Below are 17,489 nucleotides of genomic sequence, written 5' to 3'. Positions count from 1 at the left end.
CCTTGCCTGACAGGTCTTTTATAATCACCTGAGTGAATAATTTGGTAAGCATTCAATGCCGTGATGGGAGCATAACGCAATCACAGCGTCATTATTCCCCTTCACCGAAAACAAGAAGCAGATAACATGATTTTGAATACAGCCAGGCAACTGCTGTGTACGTTGCGAAAAGCCGCCTTAAGCCAACAACGTGCCTCTAATAGAGTGCTATTGTGGCGTGAAATTATCCCCCTGGCGGTTCCTATTTTTATTGAGGGCCTGTGTGTCGTCCTGATGGGGATTTTTAGTACCCTTCTGGTCAGTTGGCTCGGAAAAGAGTCGATGGCGGCAGTCGGTCTGGCTGATAGCTTTAATATGCTGATTATTGCGTTTTTTACCGCGGTGGCACTTGGCACCGCGGTTGTGGTCGCGTTTAGTCTTGGCCAGCGCAACCGTAAACAGGCGAGACAGGCGGCCCGGCAATCCATATCGCTATTGGTACTGGCCTCTTTTTTGCTTGTCGGACTGGTCGAATTTGCGGGTCAAAGCATCATTGACATCATTGCTTACCGCGCGGATCCCACCGTGAAGTCACTGGCACTCACCTTTTTACGCCTGACAGTGTGGGGATATCCCGCACTGGCGATCACACTGGTGGGATGCGGGGCATTGCGTGGAGCCGGTAACACCCGGTTGCCAATGATCATCAATATTGGCATGAATATTCTCAATATTCTGTTGAGCGGCGTGCTGATTTACGGCGTGGCAAACTGGCAGGGCTTCGGTTTTATCGGAGCAGGTCTTGGGATCACTCTTTCGCGTTACATCGGTGCAGCCTGTGTCGTGTTCACGTTAATGAAAGGCTTCAACGGTGCGCTCCTCATCCCTTTTCGCAGCTATTTCCACCCGTTTACCACCGCTATTCTGTATGAAGTGTTGAGCATTGGTATTCCTGCCAGCGTTGAATCAGTCATGTTTAATATTGGAAAACTGATTACTCAGCGATTTGTCGCAGGGATGGGAACCGAAGTCATCGCCGGTAACTTTATTGCATTTTCAATTGTGGCATTAATCAATCTGCCAGGTAACGCACTGGGTTCCACGGCAACCATCATCGTTGGGTCTCGCCTTGGAAAAGGCCAGTTAATGCAGCCGGAAAGACTATTGAAATACATATTCTGGCTTTCCAATATTGGATTATGTGCCCTGGCACTACTCTCAATGCCATCAGCCGGTTGGATGGCCTCGCTGTATACGCATGAAGCAGACGTTATCGTCGTCGTACAGCATCTCATCTGGTTAAATGCGCTATTCATGCCGATATGGGCAGCCTCATGGGTACTACCGGCGGGTCTGAAAGGCGCGAAAGATGCCAGCTACACTATGTGGGTGGCGTTAGCCGGTATGTGGGGATGCCGGGTTATCGTGGGCTATATTCTGGGTATCATGCTTGGGTTTGGCGTGACTGGCGTCTGGATGGGCATGTTCTTTGACTGGATAGTCCGGGGCGTGCTGTTTTATCGCCGAATGATTAGCGGTAAGTGGTTATGGCGCTATACCAGCGGAAAAACCAATCATGGGAAAAACACCCAATAATCACATAACTTCGCTGCCTGGTTGACATTAAACATACATCGCGCACAGTTACGGGCATCGGTGAGATGCCATATTCATCACCTTGCTTAATTATTTGATTAGGCAATATTTATTGCCGCATTCTTATTTAAAAATTCTCATTCTCATGTACGCTAAAATCTATTTGACCGCAGATAGACGCTCATGAATACTGCCGGAAATAATAATGGATATACACCCGCCATCAGGCTAACTAACAGGAGTGAGCAATGAAAAAAACAATTATGGCTATTGGTCTGGCACTTGCAGCATCCACACTGGCACTGCCTTTATCTGCTCAGGCAGCCGTGAAAGATGAAATGGGTGCAATGGCAAAAAGCTATAAAGGTGCCGCTGGTGCCAATGATGCAACTGCATTGAAAACCGAGTTGCTGAATCTGAAAGCCCATGCCGTAAAAGCCAAAGCAGACCCTGAAGCGAACAAAAGCCCTGATAGCAAGGTTTTTAACGAAGGGCTGGACAAGCTCATCAAACAGATCGATGCCGCCATTGCTCTGGTTGATGCAGGTAAGCTGCCAGAAGCCAAAGCCGCAACCGATGAGCTGAAAAAAACGCGCGCGGAATACCATAAAAAACTGGGTGTGTAATTATTGATTCCAGCCCCCGGTTTTATCGCAGCAGTGATACGCGTGTCACTGCTGTTTTTATTCCGTCATTATTTTTGATAATTGGTAATATAATCGAAGGCTTATCTGAGAGCGTTGAAAAGCCATCGTGCCTTAAACGTTTTTCTCTTCCGCTCTGCGTTTTCTATAACCACGCTGGTATCCCCCTGCACCACCCGGCCGTCATTTATTTTATACTCCTGAATCATTTAACTTAAATTCAATATAAAACCAACATTGTTATGATATTTATTTGGAAACACGAATTACCGAAAAGACCTTTTTTAAATAATCACACCATATAGTCAGAAGAGGAAAGAGAAGGGAGACATGAAAAAAGCATCTGGATCTACCAGAGAAAATACACTATAACCTATACGTTTCATCGTGTATTGACGTTGCAATTTATAGCATGCAAATAAAAACTGGCGATAGAAACCTTAGACACACCATTAAAAGTAAGATCTCAACACTCATCATATGAAATGGAGATTCATTTATGCCTCTTTTGAATAAGAAATTGAATAGCAATAGCACTTTTTTTAGAAAAGCATTGCTGTCTTGTGTTTATTTAGGTGTCAGCATTGGCTGCCTTTCAGCAAATAGCTGGGCAAGTGTTGAACCGTTATCCGTTAGCGGAAACAAAATTTATGCGGGCAGCACGGCAAAAAGTTTTTCCGGTAATAGCCTGTTTTGGAGTAACAATGGCTGGGGTGGGGAAAAATTCTATACAGCGGATACGGTTGCATCGCTGAAAAAGAATTGGGGATCCAGTATTGTGCGTGCGGCAATGGGGGTACAGGAAAGTGGCGGTTATCTTCAAGACCCGGCAGGCAACAAGGCTAAAGTGGAAAAAGTGGTCAATGCCGCGATCGCCAACAATATGTATGTGATTATTGACTGGCACTCACATACGGCTGAAAACAATCGCAGTGAGGCGATCAGTTTCTTTCAGGATATGGCGCGTAAATATGGTAATAAGCCGAATGTTATTTACGAAATTTATAATGAACCATTGCAAGTTTCATGGAATAACACCATTAAGCCGTATGCCGAAGCCGTGGTATCAGCCATTCGGGCCATTGACCCTGATAACCTGATTATTGTCGGTACACCAAGCTGGTCACAAGATGTGGATGAAGCCTCGTTTAACCCTATTAATGCCAAGAACATTGCCTATACGCTGCATTTTTATGCCGGTACACACGGTGAGTCATTACGAAATAAAGCCAGAAAGGCATTAAATAACGGTATCGCCTTATTCGTTACCGAGTGGGGGGCCGTCAATTCAGACGGTAATGGCGGCGTAAACCAGACCGAAACCGATGCCTGGGTAACATTCATGCGTGATAATAATATCAGCAATGCAAACTGGGCATTGAATGATAAAAATGAGGGGGCGTCAACTTACTACCCCGGCTCCACCAACCTGACCGACTCGGGTAAAAAAGTGAAGTCGATTATTCAGAACTGGCCTTATAAAACCAGCAGTGCCTCCGCCAGCATAAACGAAGCGGCATCAGAGACTGCCGCAGATACCGCAGCCACGGATAGCGCAGCCACCACCGATACCGCAACGCAGGACACCACTACTCAGACCACCGCGGTCACTGACACACCCACCACAACGGACAGTGCAAGCTGTACGAACGTGAATATCTATCCGAACTGGGTCAGCAAAGACTGGTCAGGTGGTACTCCCACGCACAATGAAGCGGGTGAGTCTCTTGTTTATCAGGGCAAACGCTATGTAGCTAACTGGTATACCTCATCAACACCGGGTAGCGATGCATCATGGTCGCTAGTCGGTAACTGTAACTGATAAGAGGTATCCGGCTGGATGTTGACTTGTCATTAATTCGCTATCGCGGAATTAATGAGCCATGAGATAAAAAACAGGGCTGCGCCGCAGCCCTGACTTATTTACGATAACAATTAGTTACGCTCAAACGCACCCAGGTCTGGTGCACTGCCTGAATAACTAATACCGTCTTCTTTAGAACCGGCATTAATCAACTTAGAGCCAGCATTCAAACGAAATAATCCTGTTTCTGGTAATGTGCCATCTGAGTTACGAGCAACCGTAGCCAAAGAGAGATCCAGGCTGACGAAATCAGACTGGCTTGCTAATAATGCCTTATTATTCCAGGTATTATTCTGTTGATTAGCATTAAGCACAGAGTCAACACTTTTACCCGCCAGGGAGACATTATTACGAAAGTAATGCTGCTGCCCGGAAGCAAGGTTGCTGCCAAAACCGTAATTTATGCCGTTGTTGTATGAGGTGTTGTTGATAACAGTGACGCCACCGGCATTGTTATTTTGGTCAAAACCTTTACTGATATTGTCAAAGGCAACCGACCGGCTAATCCGGTGATTACCCACTGCCTGCAAGCCACCGAGTTTAAAGCCGTTACCGTTACCTGCAAACGCAGAATCCTTCCAGTAATTCACACCATTGCGGAATGCCCAGCTGTTTTCAATAATCACTTTCTGAGGGCTATCAAACAGGTCAAAACCATCATCCGAGTTTTCATATGCACGGCAGCCCACAAAGCGATTGCCTGGGCCTTGCTTCTGTTTTGGCCCAAAACCATCGGCCATGCTGCCGTTCTTTTTCGGATCATAATTACGGTAGGCATCTGAGTTGATAATCGTGTTGTATGAACCACCATTATTGATTTCAAGCCCGGTATTTCGGTTGTGATGGAAAGCTGAGTTTTCAAAGGTATTATGGCTACCGATAACATAGGCACCCTGATACCCCGCACGCGTTATCTCAACACCTTTAAAATACCAATAATCACCTGTAACGTAGAAGCCATAAGAAGCCTGCACCCATTGGCTATCAGGGAATGAGAAATCAAATACTGCCCGGCCACAATTCGCTGTTACAACATAAATTGGTGAGCCATCTTTACCCGATTTATTAAATGTAATTGTATTCCCTTTCCCCTGGGTATACGGGATGCTATACGTCCCGGGTTTCAATAAAATCATCTCCCCTGGGTTAACGGCTGACATTGCTGCTGAAAAACTCATAGGGGCATTAAAACTATTGCCGTTATTACTGCTGGTGCCATTAGGCGCAACATAGTAAATACGTTTTGTACTTACACCGCTGGTCAGATCGGAACTACAATCTGCCGCCAGAACAGGCGCTGCGCTCAACAAAAAACACGCGGTCAATCCTGTACCTACAACATAGTTTAAATATTTCATCCTTTCCTCACACTGTTGTTTATCCATCACATTTTACACATCAGCAGCGAGCATCACGGGTCAGCCATATGCAACGTCAAAAAAATGACCTAACGCACGATTTCACTGCGCCATTGTCGTTTCGTAACACGCGCTGCTTCTCCCTCAGGAGATGAGGGATATAAATCATACTACAACTGAAAACAATAAAAATGCAGACCGATATAGAATCCACCGTATTTTGAAGATAGCTCACACTAACGAAAGTGATATTCTTAAAACGACCTCCGCCTTTTAAATCGGCACTAGCCACTTCATGCCTTACTAAGAAAAACAGCCAATGATTCCATTCATTTTTCACATTTCTTCTCAGTTAAAAACATGAACACATAGATAAAAACCGTGAGCAGATGAACGCGATGATATAAACAGTTCATTTTCACTACAATCCACATAACAGACGAAATTAAATAATAGATAAAATATACCTCGCCACTTGAAATTCTGTTTTGACAGATTTAAAACCAAAAACCACAAAAAAAGAAAACAAAACAAACCCATTACAAATTTCACACATCCAACGTTGATTATCTCCGCTGTTTGCTGATAACCAGCCCATCAGTCATTGCTGCCATTATCGCGGCTATCGCTGATTTAATAACGGGCACAACGTAAGGCAGTTTGTACACACACCTGTCATCCCCGTAGTCATTGTTCTTCCTCACATCTCAACATTGGACACAAACATGAACGAAACAGACAAAAGCATTGTATCGCTATTTATCATCGGCACCCTGATTGCCGTCGGCAAAGTCCTCGCAAGCAGCGAGCCCGTCACGCTACGCCTGTTTATTGGCAGAGTCATGCTGGGTGGCTTTGTCTCGATGATGGCCGGCATCGCCCTGGTGCAATTCCCTGACTTATCCCCGGTGGCGATTAACGGCATTGGCGCAGCATTAGGCATCGCCGGTTATCAAACCATTGAACTGCTGATTCAGCGGCGTATACGGCAATTAGGGAAACGACGTCAACAGGAGCAACATGATGATGCCCGCTGAGAGCTCAAACCTGAGTGCCTTTCTCGATATGCTGGCTTTCTCTGAAGGCACCGCCAATCACCCGCTCACCCGCAATCATGGCTATGACGTGATTGTGACGGGTATCGATGGTAAAGCTGAAATTTTCACCGACTACCATGACCACCCGTTTGCCAGTGGGCGGCCCGGTAAAGTGTTCAATCAGCAGGGACAGCGCTCAACCGCCTCTGGCCGTTACCAGCAACTCTATCGTTACTGGCCAACCTACAAACAATTGTTGCGTTTGCCTGACTTTAGCCCCGCATCGCAGGACTTACTGGCCATTCAGCTCATTCGTGAGCGCCGCGCGCTCGATGACATTATCCAGGGCCGTATTTCGGATGCGATTGCCCGTTGCAACAATATCTGGGCCTCTTTGCCTGGTGCTGGCTATGGCCAGCGTGAGCATCGCAGTGAACGCCTGCTGGCCGTTTACCAACAGGCAGGCGGGAGGCTGTCATGAAAAGCGGCATGCTCTTCATTGCCTTGATGGTGCTGTTGAGTATTGCCACGGGGGTACAGTCCTGGCGGCTGTACCATGCCCGGCAGCTCAACGAACAACAGGCTCAAACGCTAAAACTACAGGGTACGGCACTGGAGGAGCGTGCACATCAGTTAACCACGCTTGCCGAACAGGCCGCGCGCAACAATCTCGAACAGGCGAGATTGCAAGAGATAACCGCTGACACCCAGGCGGCGCTGTCTGAACGACAAAAATACATAGCGAGACTACAACGTGAAAATGATGCACTTAAACGCTGGGCTGATACTGCTTTGCCTGATGACATTATCCGGTTGCACCAGCGCCCCGCCTTCTCCGGCGCTCGCGCTTACCGTGAATGGATGTCCGAGAATAACCCCTTGCCGCTTTCCGGCGTCCAACCTGCAAACCAACGGTGATCTCGGCAACCAACTGGATGAAACCGAAGCGGCCCTGGCGATATGTGCAGAACAGGTCGATATCATCATCGCCTGTCAAAACCGCATTGACTCTGGTGCTACCGGCACACATATCATCACGGCAACGCCGTCAACACCGGGCTCCTCACCACTACCACAAGGAAAAACACGCACCTGAAACCCATGTCCATCATGCACCGTTGTCTTTCCGGGCAACGGTGTATCACAACGGATTATCTCATTCAGCGACTTTATTCCGATCAGTAACAAAAATAACAACCACCAGAATAAATTTTTATCATACGAAATTACCTGTTAAAAAATAAAACCGGAGAAATAATATTCTCAAGAAATAGAAGTAATCTGCAATTAATTATTTTAGCGCCTAAGCCATATTTAAAAATATACCTCTATACAAATAACCGAGCCTCAACCTATACTCAGCAAAACAACAATTAATTAAAAACCTCAGATAACACATCCTCTCACCCGTTTTTTAAAAGACCTGCTGCGCCTTGAGCTATTCGAAATAACAATAAAGATGAGGGATACCATCTTTATTTCCACGACCAAGGAGGGACTGATGAAAATATTTCTATCTACACTGGGCTCCGCCGGGGATGTCTATCCATTTATCGCGATAGGCGAAGTGCTAAAAAGGGAGGGGCATGAGGTTTCTCTTTGTACTAACCCCTATTTTGAGCAGACAGCCAACGCACGGGGGCTCGATTTTATCGCCGCCGGTACGATAGAGGATTATCTGCACGCGGTGAATTCTCCGCAATTGTGGCAGCAGCAATCGGCGTTTAGTCAAATGGCCGAATTCATGAATGCACAACAGCACGCCGCGTATGCCGCACTGGCTCCGAGGGTCGATAGCGCATCCATTATTCTTACCTCGCTGTGGTCTTTCAGCGCCAAAATGCTCGGTGAAACGCATGGCTGCTGTGTCATTCCTGTACGGGTCACCCCTTCAACATTTGTGTCCCGTTATGATCCACCACACCATAAGCAGTTACACTGGGTGCGTTTTCTGCCCTTGCCACTTCGTCGTGCGTGCCTTTCCCTTATTGAGAGATATGTGCTTGATAGCCCGCTTGCCCCTTCCTTTAATCGGCTACGACATCAGTACGGGCTGGCACAGGTGGAATGCCTGTTAACCCGCTGGACACATCGAACCGATGCCGCACTGTTGTGCCTGTTTCCTGAATGGTTTGCCAGTCCGCAACCTGACTGGCCGGCACATATTCGGCAAGTCGGCTTTGCGCGGTTTAATTTACTGGATGGCGCAGAGGATGAAGATAGCCCGCTGGATGCATTTATTGAACGCAAGCCCACGATTATTTTTATGCCCAGTTGGGCTCTGCACACCCAACCAACACGGGTTACTGCGTTAATCAGGCAGGTTCGTGCACGCGGCTATCAATGCCTGATAATTGACCAGACGCTTAAAACACCGGCCGATGATGACGGTGTGCGTGTTTTTCCCCACATCAACCTGCATAGATATTTATCACGCTTTCGCGCCATTATTCACCACGGCGGGATAGGCACTACCGCTCAGGCTTTTGCCGCCGGCTTGCCACAGTTGATTATTCCCAGTGCGTTTGACCAGTTCGATAACGCCCGGCGAGTCGCGGCCATCGGATGCGGTGCCTGGTTAGCCGCGCACGAAATGAATCGCCTGCACACCACATTGGATAGTCTGCTCAACGACCCTGACATCGTAAAAAATTGCCATCGTATTCGTCAGCAGTTTCCTGAAGCAACGCACGTTAACGCGCAAATTGTCGCTGTCGTGCACGATGCCTATCACCGCCACCTGACTCAACACTAACGCCGCATATCAGTGCCAAACTCGGGTCTGGCCTCAAGAAGTTGATAACATCGCCCTGACACCATCCTGTTTATGTTATACAAAAGTGGCACACAACATGCTGGCATATAGCCTGCTATCGGGTACAAACATCAATAATTTCATACACAACACATTCTATAAACGACAAGGGGGGGTTATGACAGCAGGAACATGGCTACTGCCGTTAAGTGTGAGCGCATTGCTGGTGAGTGGAGCCGTTCATGCGGTCTCCGCTCCCGCCGTCGAGGCGAAAAACGGCATGGTGGCCACATCGCAGTATCTGGCCTCACAGACGGGTATCGAGATACTCAAAATGGGCGGTAACGCGATTGATGCCGCCGTTGCGGTCGGGTACGCCCAGGCGGTGGTGAACCCCTGCTGCGGCAATATCGGCGGCGGCGGTTTCATGACCATCCACCTGGCTGACGGCAAGGATACGTTTATCAATTTCCGTGAAACTGCACCGGCGGCAGCCTCTGCTACGATGTATCTGGATGCGGATGGCAAAGTCAAAAAAGACGCCAGCCTGTACGGTTATCTGGCTGCCGGTGTGCCCGGCACCGTACTGGGGCTGGAAACTGCACGCGAGAAATACGGTAAGCTGACCCGCGCTCAGGTAATGGCCCCGGCAATCACTCTCGCGCGCGAAGGATTTGTGCTCACGCGTGGCGACACCGACATTCTCGACACCACCGTCAAACGCTTTAAACAAGACCCGCAGGCCGCCAGCATCTTTTTGCGAGCGGATGGCTCTGCACTGCAACCGGGCGACAAATTGGTGCAAACCGACCTGGCTGCAACATTGCAGGCCATTTCAGACAACGGCCCGCAGGCGTTCTACCAGGGTAGTCTGCCTCAGCGCATCGAAGAAGCAGCTAAAAAAGGTGGCGGGATTTTGACGGCAGCCGATTTTGCCAGCTACCGTGTCACCGAAAGCCAGCCTATCACCTGCAACTATCGCGGCTATCAGTTTATTTCCGCCCCGCCGCCGAGCTCAGGTGGCATTACCTTGTGCGAAACCCTCAACATTCTTGAAGGCTATGACCTAAAAAGCATGGGATTTAATTCAGCGCAGGCGATTCATGTGATGACCGAAGCCATGCGCCATGCGTATATGGACAGAAACACGTACCTGGGCGATCCGGCGTTTATCAACAACCCGACCGAGCGCCTGTTAAGCAAAGCGTATGCGGCTGAAATCCGTAAAAAAATTGATGCAACCCACGCCACGCCGTCTGACCAGGTGAAACCGGGTATGGAACCGCATGAGAAACCGGAAACCACCCACTATTCGATTGTTGACAGTCAGGGCAATGCCGTTTCCACCACCTATACCGTCAACGGGCGCTTCGGGGCGGTCGTTATGGCACCCGGCACCGGCTTTTTCCTGAATGACGAAATGGATGATTTCACGGTAAAAGTCGGTGAGAAAAACCTGTATGGGTTGGTGCAGGGCGAGCGCAATGCCATCGCACCGGGCAAACGTCCATTGTCATCCATGAGCCCGTCGCTGGTGACGAAAGACGGTAAAACACTGCTGGTGCTGGGCTCTCCGGGCGGCTCTCGCATCATCAGCATCACCTTACAAAGCGCGCTCAATATTCTCGACTTCGGCATGTTGCCGCAAGAAGCGGTAGATGCCGCGCGCATCCACCATCAGTGGCTGCCGGATGAAGTGTACTACGAACAACGAGGGCTCTCAGCCGATACGCTGGCGCTACTCAAAGAGCGTGGCTATAAAATGGTCGAACAAACCCCGTGGGGTGCAACCGAACTCATCATGGTGGGGTTGCCGGGCATGGAGGGGGTTATCCCCGCCAACTCCGGCAACGATTCAGCGGTGTCCGGCAAAGTGCGTGAAGGGTATCTGTACGGTGCCAATGATTCACGTCGCCCTGCCGGTGCAGCTATCGGCTACTGATCACTCGCCATAGCCAAGCCGCAGTGTTGATACCTGATGTTCCGAGCCCGGCGTCATGCCGGGCCTGTCATTATCAAGACGGAATACGCCAACGGCCTGAACCAGTTCCGCCGCCTGACCACTCAGGCTGCCAGCCGCGGCCGCCATTTCTTCTACCAGCGAAGCATTCTGCTGGGTGCTGCGCTCCATACTGACTACCGCTTCACCCACCTGCGATACGCCCGTACTCTGCTCGCTGCTTGCCGAACTGATTTCGCCCATGATATCCGTCACATTACGAATACTATCCACCACCTGCTGCATGGTATGACCCGCGTTATCCGCCAGCGTGCTGCCAGTTTCAATACGCTCAACGCTGGTTGAGATAAGCGTCTTAATCTCACGGGCCGATTCGGCGCTGCGTTGTGCCAGCGCCCGCACTTCACCGGCTACCACCGAGAACCCACGCCCCTGTTCACCTGCACGCGCGGCTTCAACGGCGGCGTTTAACGCCAGAATATTGGTTTGAAACGCGATGCTATCAATCACGCCGATAATATCGGCAATGCGCTGGGCGCTGTCATTAATCTCACGCATGGTATCGACCACGCGAGTCACCACCGTGCCACCCTGCTCGGCGACCTGACTGGCAGTTTGGGCCAGTTGGTTAGCTTGACGGGCGTTATCCGCATTCTGTTTTACCGTCGCGGCCAGTTGTTCCATCGAGGCAGCCGTCTGCTCAAGCGCACTGGCCTGTGATTCGGTGCGGGAGGATAAATCATGGTTCCCTTGCGCGATTTCACTGCTGGCCAGACCGACAGATTCAGCCCCATGACGCACCTGCGTCACAATGCGGCTCAAACTCTGCTGCATGTGTAACAGCGCATTGAGTACCACGGTAATTTCATCCCGGCCACGAATGTGAATCGGGTAGGTCAGGTCACCCTCGGCCACCGCCTCTGCGGCGGCCTGCGCCTGTAGCAGGCTACGTACAATACCGCGCACCATCATCCAGCCAAAAATAATTGCGCCAATAATGCCGAGGATCACCGCGCTAATCGCCAATCCTCTGAGCCAAACATAGCGTTGCACTGAATCGGTGTATTCCTGCTGTGCCACATCCACTTGCAGTTTCACCAGTTGGTTGAGCAGTTTGTGTCCTTTCTGCTCCATTGCGCTGACTTTTTCATCATAAAGCCGCATCGCCTGGTCTGTTTGTCCGGCCAGAATGGCCGCATTGGTTGGCTGAATACCATCCTGATGATAATGCTGCAAATTCTCAGCGAACTGGTCACCCAGTGCCTTTTCTTCTGGCGTCAGGTAGGTGGAGCGATAGGCTTTCCATACCACATCAATCTGATTTTGATTTCTGGTGAGTTCTTCAATACGGTGTTGTTTGTTATCTGCGTTTGGCAATAGCAGCATGTCCATCACCAACACCCGGTTGCGCTGTACCAGCCATTCGAGTTGTTCCAGTTGCGATAACACTACCGTGCGATCTTCATAAACGGTTTTCAGTGACTGGTTGGCCTTTTCGGCAGTAAACATACCGATAGCCCCCATGATAAGAATGCCAAGCGACAGCATTCCGGTAAAAGTCCATAACCGAGTCGAAATTTTCATTATTGTAATATCCTGTTATGAATGGCGCGTTCTGTTGTTCTATCTCACCCAAACAGCTCGCTCATAATGCACACTTTGAGCGCATATCACGCTCGAACGGAAAGGTTCATGTAAAAACCTCAGGAACTATATAGAAAAGCCTCGCGGTGAAGAAGTTTAGGCAATCTCGCTGTAACGCGCATAAAATAGAATGGAACGCCGTTTCATAAGGAGAAACTATAGGTTAAGTTTCCCTTATGAACGATGAAACGTTACCAGGAGATATCGCAGGAGTGATTTATAAAAATGTATAAGAAAATATTTTTAATTTTGTCATCATATTAACAAATGACGCTTATACGCTATCTGGAGTCCTCGCCATGTCCCATCCCCGACTGCTTCCACCACCGTTAGATAAGGGCGACACCATCGGTTTTTTTTCACCTTCGGCCCCTGCCACCCATTTCGCCCCCACGCGTTTTGAACGTGCGCGCACATTTCTTCACGCAAAAGGCTACCGGCTGCATGCCGGATCGCTGACCGGCAAACATGACTATTACCGCTCTGGCAGTATTACCGAACGCGCTGATGAACTCAACGCACTGATCCGTAACCCTGATATCCGCTGCATTATGTCCACCATTGGCGGCAATAACAGTAATGCCCTGCTGCCTTATCTGGATTATGAGGCATTGCGCCGCGACCCGAAAATCATCATCGGCTACTCCGATGTCACCGCCCTACTGCTGGGTATTCATAGCCAGACCGGGCTGGTAACATTTTACGGCCCGGCGCTGGTGGCCTCGTTTGGCGAATTTCCGCCACTGGTTGAGGAAACCTTCGCCAGTTTCGCGGCACAGACAAGTACAGCACACCAGGGTTATAGCTACCGAATGCCCGCTCGCTGGAGCGATGAACGGCTTGAGTGGAACCAACAATCCCGCGCCAAACAGACGCAGCCTAACCACTGGCACTTTGATGGCACCGGGGTTTATCAGGGGCGGCTTATCGGTGGCAACCTCAACACCATGGCCGGGATCTGGGGCAGCCCCTTTATGCCCGACATCCAGCCGGGCGATATTCTGCTGCTGGAAGACAGCCTGAAAGATATTGCCACGGTAGAGCGCTCATTTGCCCATCTGAAACTCTGCGGTGTGTTTGAGCGGGTGGCAGCCGTGGTGTTGGGCAAGCACGAACTGTTCGATGATAAAGGCAGCGGGCGCTCGCCCCTCACGGTGCTGCGAGAGGTACTCAATGGCGAGCCGTTACCGGTACTGGCTGATTTTGACTGCTGCCATACCCATCCGATGCTCACGCTGCCATTAGGTATCACGGTAACAGTCGATTTTGATAATCAACGCCTGACGCTGGATTCGCCTTGGTTGGCTCACCCCTGAGAAAGCGCAAGGTCGCGTAAAAACGCGTCGATAAACGCCGTCAAAACTGGCGCGGTTGTCGCCGCCGGGCGGTGTACCAGATAATAAGCCGCCCCGGTTATGGCCGTCTGGCCAAAAGGCCTCACCAGCCGCTGGCGGCGAACATCTTCCGCCACCAACGTCACATCGGCTATTGCGACGCCAAACCCTTGAATCGCGGCGCTAATAGCCAAATCCATGGTATCAAAATGCTGATGGCGGCGTATTACCTGCTCGCGCGCGCCCTGAGCGTTCAGCCATAGCGCCCAGTCTCGCTGATCGTGCGTGGGGTGCAACAATGTTAATGACGCCAGTTCTGATAGCGTCAGCGTCGTTTGCCCGGCGGGTAACAGATGGGGCGCTATCACCGGTGAGAGCACCTCGTCAAAGAGCTTGCCATCATGCTGTGCGGGAGCCCCCGCAGCGGCAAACACCACCGCCACATCAAAATCTTCATGACGAAAATCCACACCGTGATCGGTGGTGGTGGTCAAGGCAACATGCCGGTCTGGATGTTGCTGTTCCAGTTGCATCAGGTGCGGCACCAGCCAGCGCATAGCACAGGTTGGCGCTTTCATACGAATAACGCGGCCTTCACGTACCTGATCCGTCACCCGCGAAAGTTGCTCGAAAATGTCGCGTAACGTCGGTAGCAACTGGTTGCCCTGCGCAGTCAGGCGCAGGCCGCGGGCGTGGCGCTCGAACAAGGCACAACCAAGCCACGCCTCCAGCGAGGCAATCTGGCGACTCACCGCGCCTTGGGTGACAAACAGCTCTTGTGCCGCGCGGGTAAAATTAAGGTGCCGCGCCGTCACCACAAAGGCATGCAAGGCATTAAACGGCGGAATACGCTTATTCATAGACGTCATTCATGGCAGACAGGTTTCCCAGGCGAACGTCATCAGGTATCACACATCGGGATACAGACAACCCCTCAACAACATAACTATGCAAATAACACCACCACGCGTACACCATTTCATGGCTACGATGGGCATTCAGCCAAAACATGACCTCACTGGTAAAATCGTGCATTACCTTGTCTTAATCTGTCTGGCCATAACGTCACGACCCTCATATAACAAGGTATAACGCTGACTTATGACAGCATATTGCGTTTTCATATTGTAACATCTCCGCCATCAGCCATGCATTTTTATCATGGCTGCCATGATAAGATTTCGATTGTGGCACAGGCAACAGCCACGTCTAATGGCTGCATAGTTATTCATATTTACCACCTCAATGGTTGAGGTGTGCTGTGGAGAAAACGATGCCGATTGCAACCCCGGTACGGCTCAGTTCCAAACTGCCCGATGTCGGAACCACCATTTTTACCGTGATTGGTCAACTATCCAGCCAATACCAGGCGATTAACCTGTCACAGGGGGCACCCAGCTTCCCTTGTTCAGAACACCTGATAGCCGGTGTCACACGCGCCATGCATGACGGCCATAATCAATATGCGCCAATGACCGGGCTGGTTTCGCTCAAAGAGGTGGTGGCAGAGAAAGTCAAACGGCTCTACGGCCAACACTATGATGTGGCACAGGAAGTCACCATCACCGCCAGCGCCAGCGAAGGGCTCTATTGCGCCATTTCCGCTCTGGTACACCCCGGTGATGAAGTGATTTATTTCGAACCCTCCTTTGACAGCTACGCGCCGATTGTCCGGTTACAGGGCGCGACGCCGGTGGCATTGAAACTGGACGTGCCAACGTTCTCCATCAACTGGGATGAGGTGCAGGCCGCCATCACGCCGCGAACGCGCATGATAGTCATCAATTCACCGCATAACCCCAGCGGCCAGGTACTCAGTGCGGATGATGTCGCGCAACTGGCACGGCTGACCCGCCACACCGATATCGTGATTTTATCTGATGAGGTGTATGAACATGTGGTGTTTGATGACCAGCGCCACCATAGCATGGCAAGCCACCCTGAATTGGCAGCACGCAGCGTTATTGTCAGCTCGTTTGGCAAAACCTTTCATGTCACCGGCTGGCGAGTAGGCTACTGCCTGGCTCCGGCCGCGCTGATGGATGAGATCCTCAAAGTGCATCAGTTCATGATGTTCGCCGCTGATACGCCGATGCAGTACGCGCTTGCCGAGTACATGGCAGACCCGGCGACCTACCTTTCACTGGGGGCGTTTTATCAACACAAACGCGATTTGCTCGCCAAGGCGCTACAACCCAGCCCGTTTGAGCTGTTGCCGTCGTCCGGGTCATTCTTCATGCTGGCACGCTTCGCCCATTTTAGCGACGAGCGCGACAGCGAGATGGTGAAACGGTTAATTATCGACCACGGCGTTGCCACCATTCCGCTGTCGGCCTTTTATGCCGATGGCACAGACCATAAATTAATTCGTTTGTCGTTCTCCAAAGACGATGCCACGCTGCTGGCTGGTGCTCATGCCCTGTGTCAGGTGACGCCCGGCAAACGTTAAGCGACACCCTACGGGGTGCCATGATGACAGCAAGATTACAACTACTGATTGATTGACCGGAGATCGTTGCCGCTATGAAAAAAATAAGCCTATTGATGTTGTCGCTCGGTTTGCTGTCTTCTGCCGCTGCACTGGCGCAAACGGAATTACGTTTCGGCGTGGAAGCCGAATACCCGCCGTTTGAAAGCAAAAATGCCAAAGGGCAACTGGAAGGGTTTGATATCGACCTGGGTAACGCTATCTGTAAAGCGGGTAATTTTAAGTGCAGCTGGAGCGAGGCGTCATTTGATGCGTTAATTCCGGCGCTTCAGGCGAAAAAATTTGATGCGATTAACTCGGCGATGAACATCACCGAAAAGCGCAAGCAAGCCATTGATTTCACCCAGCCTATCTACCGTATTCCAACGCAACTGGTCGGCAAACCAAACAGCGGATTAGCCCCCACCGCAGAGGCGCTGAAAGGCAAAAACATTGGCGTGCTGCAAGGCTCGATTCAGGAAGTGTATGCCAAGGCGCATTGGGAGTCGCAGGGCGTCACCGTCACCTCGTATAAAGACCAGAATCTGGTGTATGACGATTTAGCCGCTGGCCGTCTTGATGCCACGCTGGTGATGGCGGCGGCCGGTCAGTCCGGTTTCCTTGATAAGCCGGAAGGCAAAGGTTTTGCCTTTATTGGCGGTGCCGTGGATGACGCCGCCATTTTAGGCAGCGGCATCGGCTTTGGCCTGCGTAAAGGTGACAGCACGCTTAAAACCGAACTGGATAGCGCCATCAAGAAAGTGAAAGAAGATGGCACCCTTGACACACTGGCGAAGAAATATTTCCCCGGCTTTGATGTGCGGGTGCAGTAATCGATCTGCGCCTTATCG

Annotated in this window: 15 protein-coding genes; 12 read left to right on the top strand and 3 right to left on the bottom strand. The window is 50.5% G+C overall.

From position 1 onward, the window contains the following. Positions 1-126 precede the first annotated feature (126 nt). The 3 genes from DAQ1742_RS06495 (at position 127) to DAQ1742_RS06485 (ending at position 4,041) form a co-directional block, all read left to right on the top strand. The gene (locus DAQ1742_RS06495) at positions 127-1,575 is read left to right on the top strand and encodes an EmmdR/YeeO family multidrug/toxin efflux MATE transporter (protein WP_035343033.1); all 1,449 of its coding nucleotides are present in this window, start codon (positions 127-129) and stop codon (positions 1,573-1,575) included. Positions 1,576-1,823: 248 nt separating this feature from the next. Continuing rightward, on the top strand, positions 1,824-2,201 hold the full coding sequence (locus DAQ1742_RS06490; RefSeq protein ID WP_035343035.1) for a cytochrome b562: 378 nt from the start codon (positions 1,824-1,826) through the stop codon (positions 2,199-2,201). 517 nt (positions 2,202-2,718) lie between these two features. After that, positions 2,719-4,041: a cellulase family glycosylhydrolase gene (locus tag DAQ1742_RS06485; RefSeq protein ID WP_035343036.1), complete on the top strand. Its 1,323-nt coding sequence runs from the start codon at positions 2,719-2,721 to the stop codon at positions 4,039-4,041. Between the two features lie 113 nt (positions 4,042-4,154). Here DAQ1742_RS06485 and DAQ1742_RS06480 read toward each other — a convergent pair whose 3' ends face one another. After that, on the bottom strand, positions 4,155-5,441 hold the full coding sequence (locus DAQ1742_RS06480) for a right-handed parallel beta-helix repeat-containing protein (RefSeq protein WP_035343038.1): 1,287 nt from the start codon (positions 5,439-5,441) through the stop codon (positions 4,155-4,157). Between the two features lie 725 nt (positions 5,442-6,166). Here DAQ1742_RS06480 and DAQ1742_RS06475 point away from each other — a divergent pair. The 6 genes from DAQ1742_RS06475 (at position 6,167) to ggt (ending at position 11,175) form a co-directional block, all read left to right on the top strand. Beyond that, positions 6,167-6,478 (top strand): phage holin family protein, encoded by a 312-nt coding sequence (locus DAQ1742_RS06475; protein ID WP_035343040.1) that lies wholly within the window; start codon positions 6,167-6,169, stop codon positions 6,476-6,478. Then, positions 6,462-6,959 carry a glycoside hydrolase family 24 protein gene (locus tag DAQ1742_RS06470; RefSeq protein WP_035343043.1) on the top strand — a complete coding sequence of 166 codons (498 nt, stop codon included), beginning with the start codon at positions 6,462-6,464 and terminating at the stop codon, positions 6,957-6,959. The genes DAQ1742_RS06475 and DAQ1742_RS06470 overlap by 17 nt, the downstream gene beginning before the upstream one ends. After that, on the top strand, positions 6,956-7,396 hold the full coding sequence (lysB, locus tag DAQ1742_RS06465) for an Rz-like lysis system protein LysB (protein WP_051124087.1): 441 nt from the start codon (positions 6,956-6,958) through the stop codon (positions 7,394-7,396). The genes DAQ1742_RS06470 and lysB overlap by 4 nt, the downstream gene beginning before the upstream one ends. Continuing rightward, positions 7,278-7,574 (top strand): Rz1-like lysis system protein LysC, encoded by a 297-nt coding sequence (gene lysC / locus DAQ1742_RS20490; protein WP_232046598.1) that lies wholly within the window; start codon positions 7,278-7,280, stop codon positions 7,572-7,574. Before lysB ends, lysC begins: the two co-directional genes overlap by 119 nt. A 405-nt stretch (positions 7,575-7,979) precedes the next feature. Beyond that, positions 7,980-9,233 (top strand): glycosyltransferase, encoded by a 1,254-nt coding sequence (locus DAQ1742_RS06460; RefSeq protein ID WP_035343046.1) that lies wholly within the window; start codon positions 7,980-7,982, stop codon positions 9,231-9,233. Between the two features lie 178 nt (positions 9,234-9,411). Continuing rightward, positions 9,412-11,175, top strand: coding sequence for a gamma-glutamyltransferase (gene ggt / locus DAQ1742_RS06455; RefSeq protein ID WP_035343048.1), 1,764 nt, complete (start codon positions 9,412-9,414; stop codon positions 11,173-11,175). Here the strand turns inward: ggt and DAQ1742_RS06450 are convergent, their stop codons facing one another. Continuing rightward, positions 11,176-12,777 (bottom strand): methyl-accepting chemotaxis protein, encoded by a 1,602-nt coding sequence (locus DAQ1742_RS06450; protein WP_051124088.1) that lies wholly within the window; start codon positions 12,775-12,777, stop codon positions 11,176-11,178. 359 nt (positions 12,778-13,136) lie between these two features. Between DAQ1742_RS06450 and DAQ1742_RS06445 the strand changes: the two genes are divergently transcribed. After that, positions 13,137-14,153 (top strand): S66 family peptidase, encoded by a 1,017-nt coding sequence (locus tag DAQ1742_RS06445; RefSeq protein ID WP_035343050.1) that lies wholly within the window; start codon positions 13,137-13,139, stop codon positions 14,151-14,153. Here the strand turns inward: DAQ1742_RS06445 and DAQ1742_RS06440 are convergent. Continuing rightward, positions 14,144-15,031, bottom strand: a complete 888-nt coding sequence (locus DAQ1742_RS06440; protein ID WP_035343052.1) for a LysR substrate-binding domain-containing protein — start codon at positions 15,029-15,031, stop codon at positions 14,144-14,146. The genes DAQ1742_RS06445 and DAQ1742_RS06440 overlap by 10 nt on opposite strands. A gap of 413 nt (positions 15,032-15,444) precedes the next feature. Here DAQ1742_RS06440 and DAQ1742_RS06435 point away from each other — a divergent pair, with 413 nt between their 5' ends. Both DAQ1742_RS06435 and DAQ1742_RS06430 read left to right on the top strand, forming a co-directional pair. Further along, on the top strand, positions 15,445-16,620 hold the full coding sequence (locus DAQ1742_RS06435) for a methionine aminotransferase (protein ID WP_035343054.1): 1,176 nt from the start codon (positions 15,445-15,447) through the stop codon (positions 16,618-16,620). A gap of 74 nt (positions 16,621-16,694) precedes the next feature. After that, positions 16,695-17,471, top strand: a complete 777-nt coding sequence (locus DAQ1742_RS06430) for a transporter substrate-binding domain-containing protein (RefSeq protein WP_035343056.1) — start codon at positions 16,695-16,697, stop codon at positions 17,469-17,471. Positions 17,472-17,489 lie beyond the last annotated feature (18 nt).

This window comes from Dickeya aquatica, from assembly GCF_900095885.1.
GTDB lineage: Bacteria > Pseudomonadota > Gammaproteobacteria > Enterobacterales > Enterobacteriaceae > Dickeya > Dickeya aquatica.
Note: the sequence above shows the minus strand (reverse complement) of the source record. Positions and strands in the feature narration are given on the sequence as shown.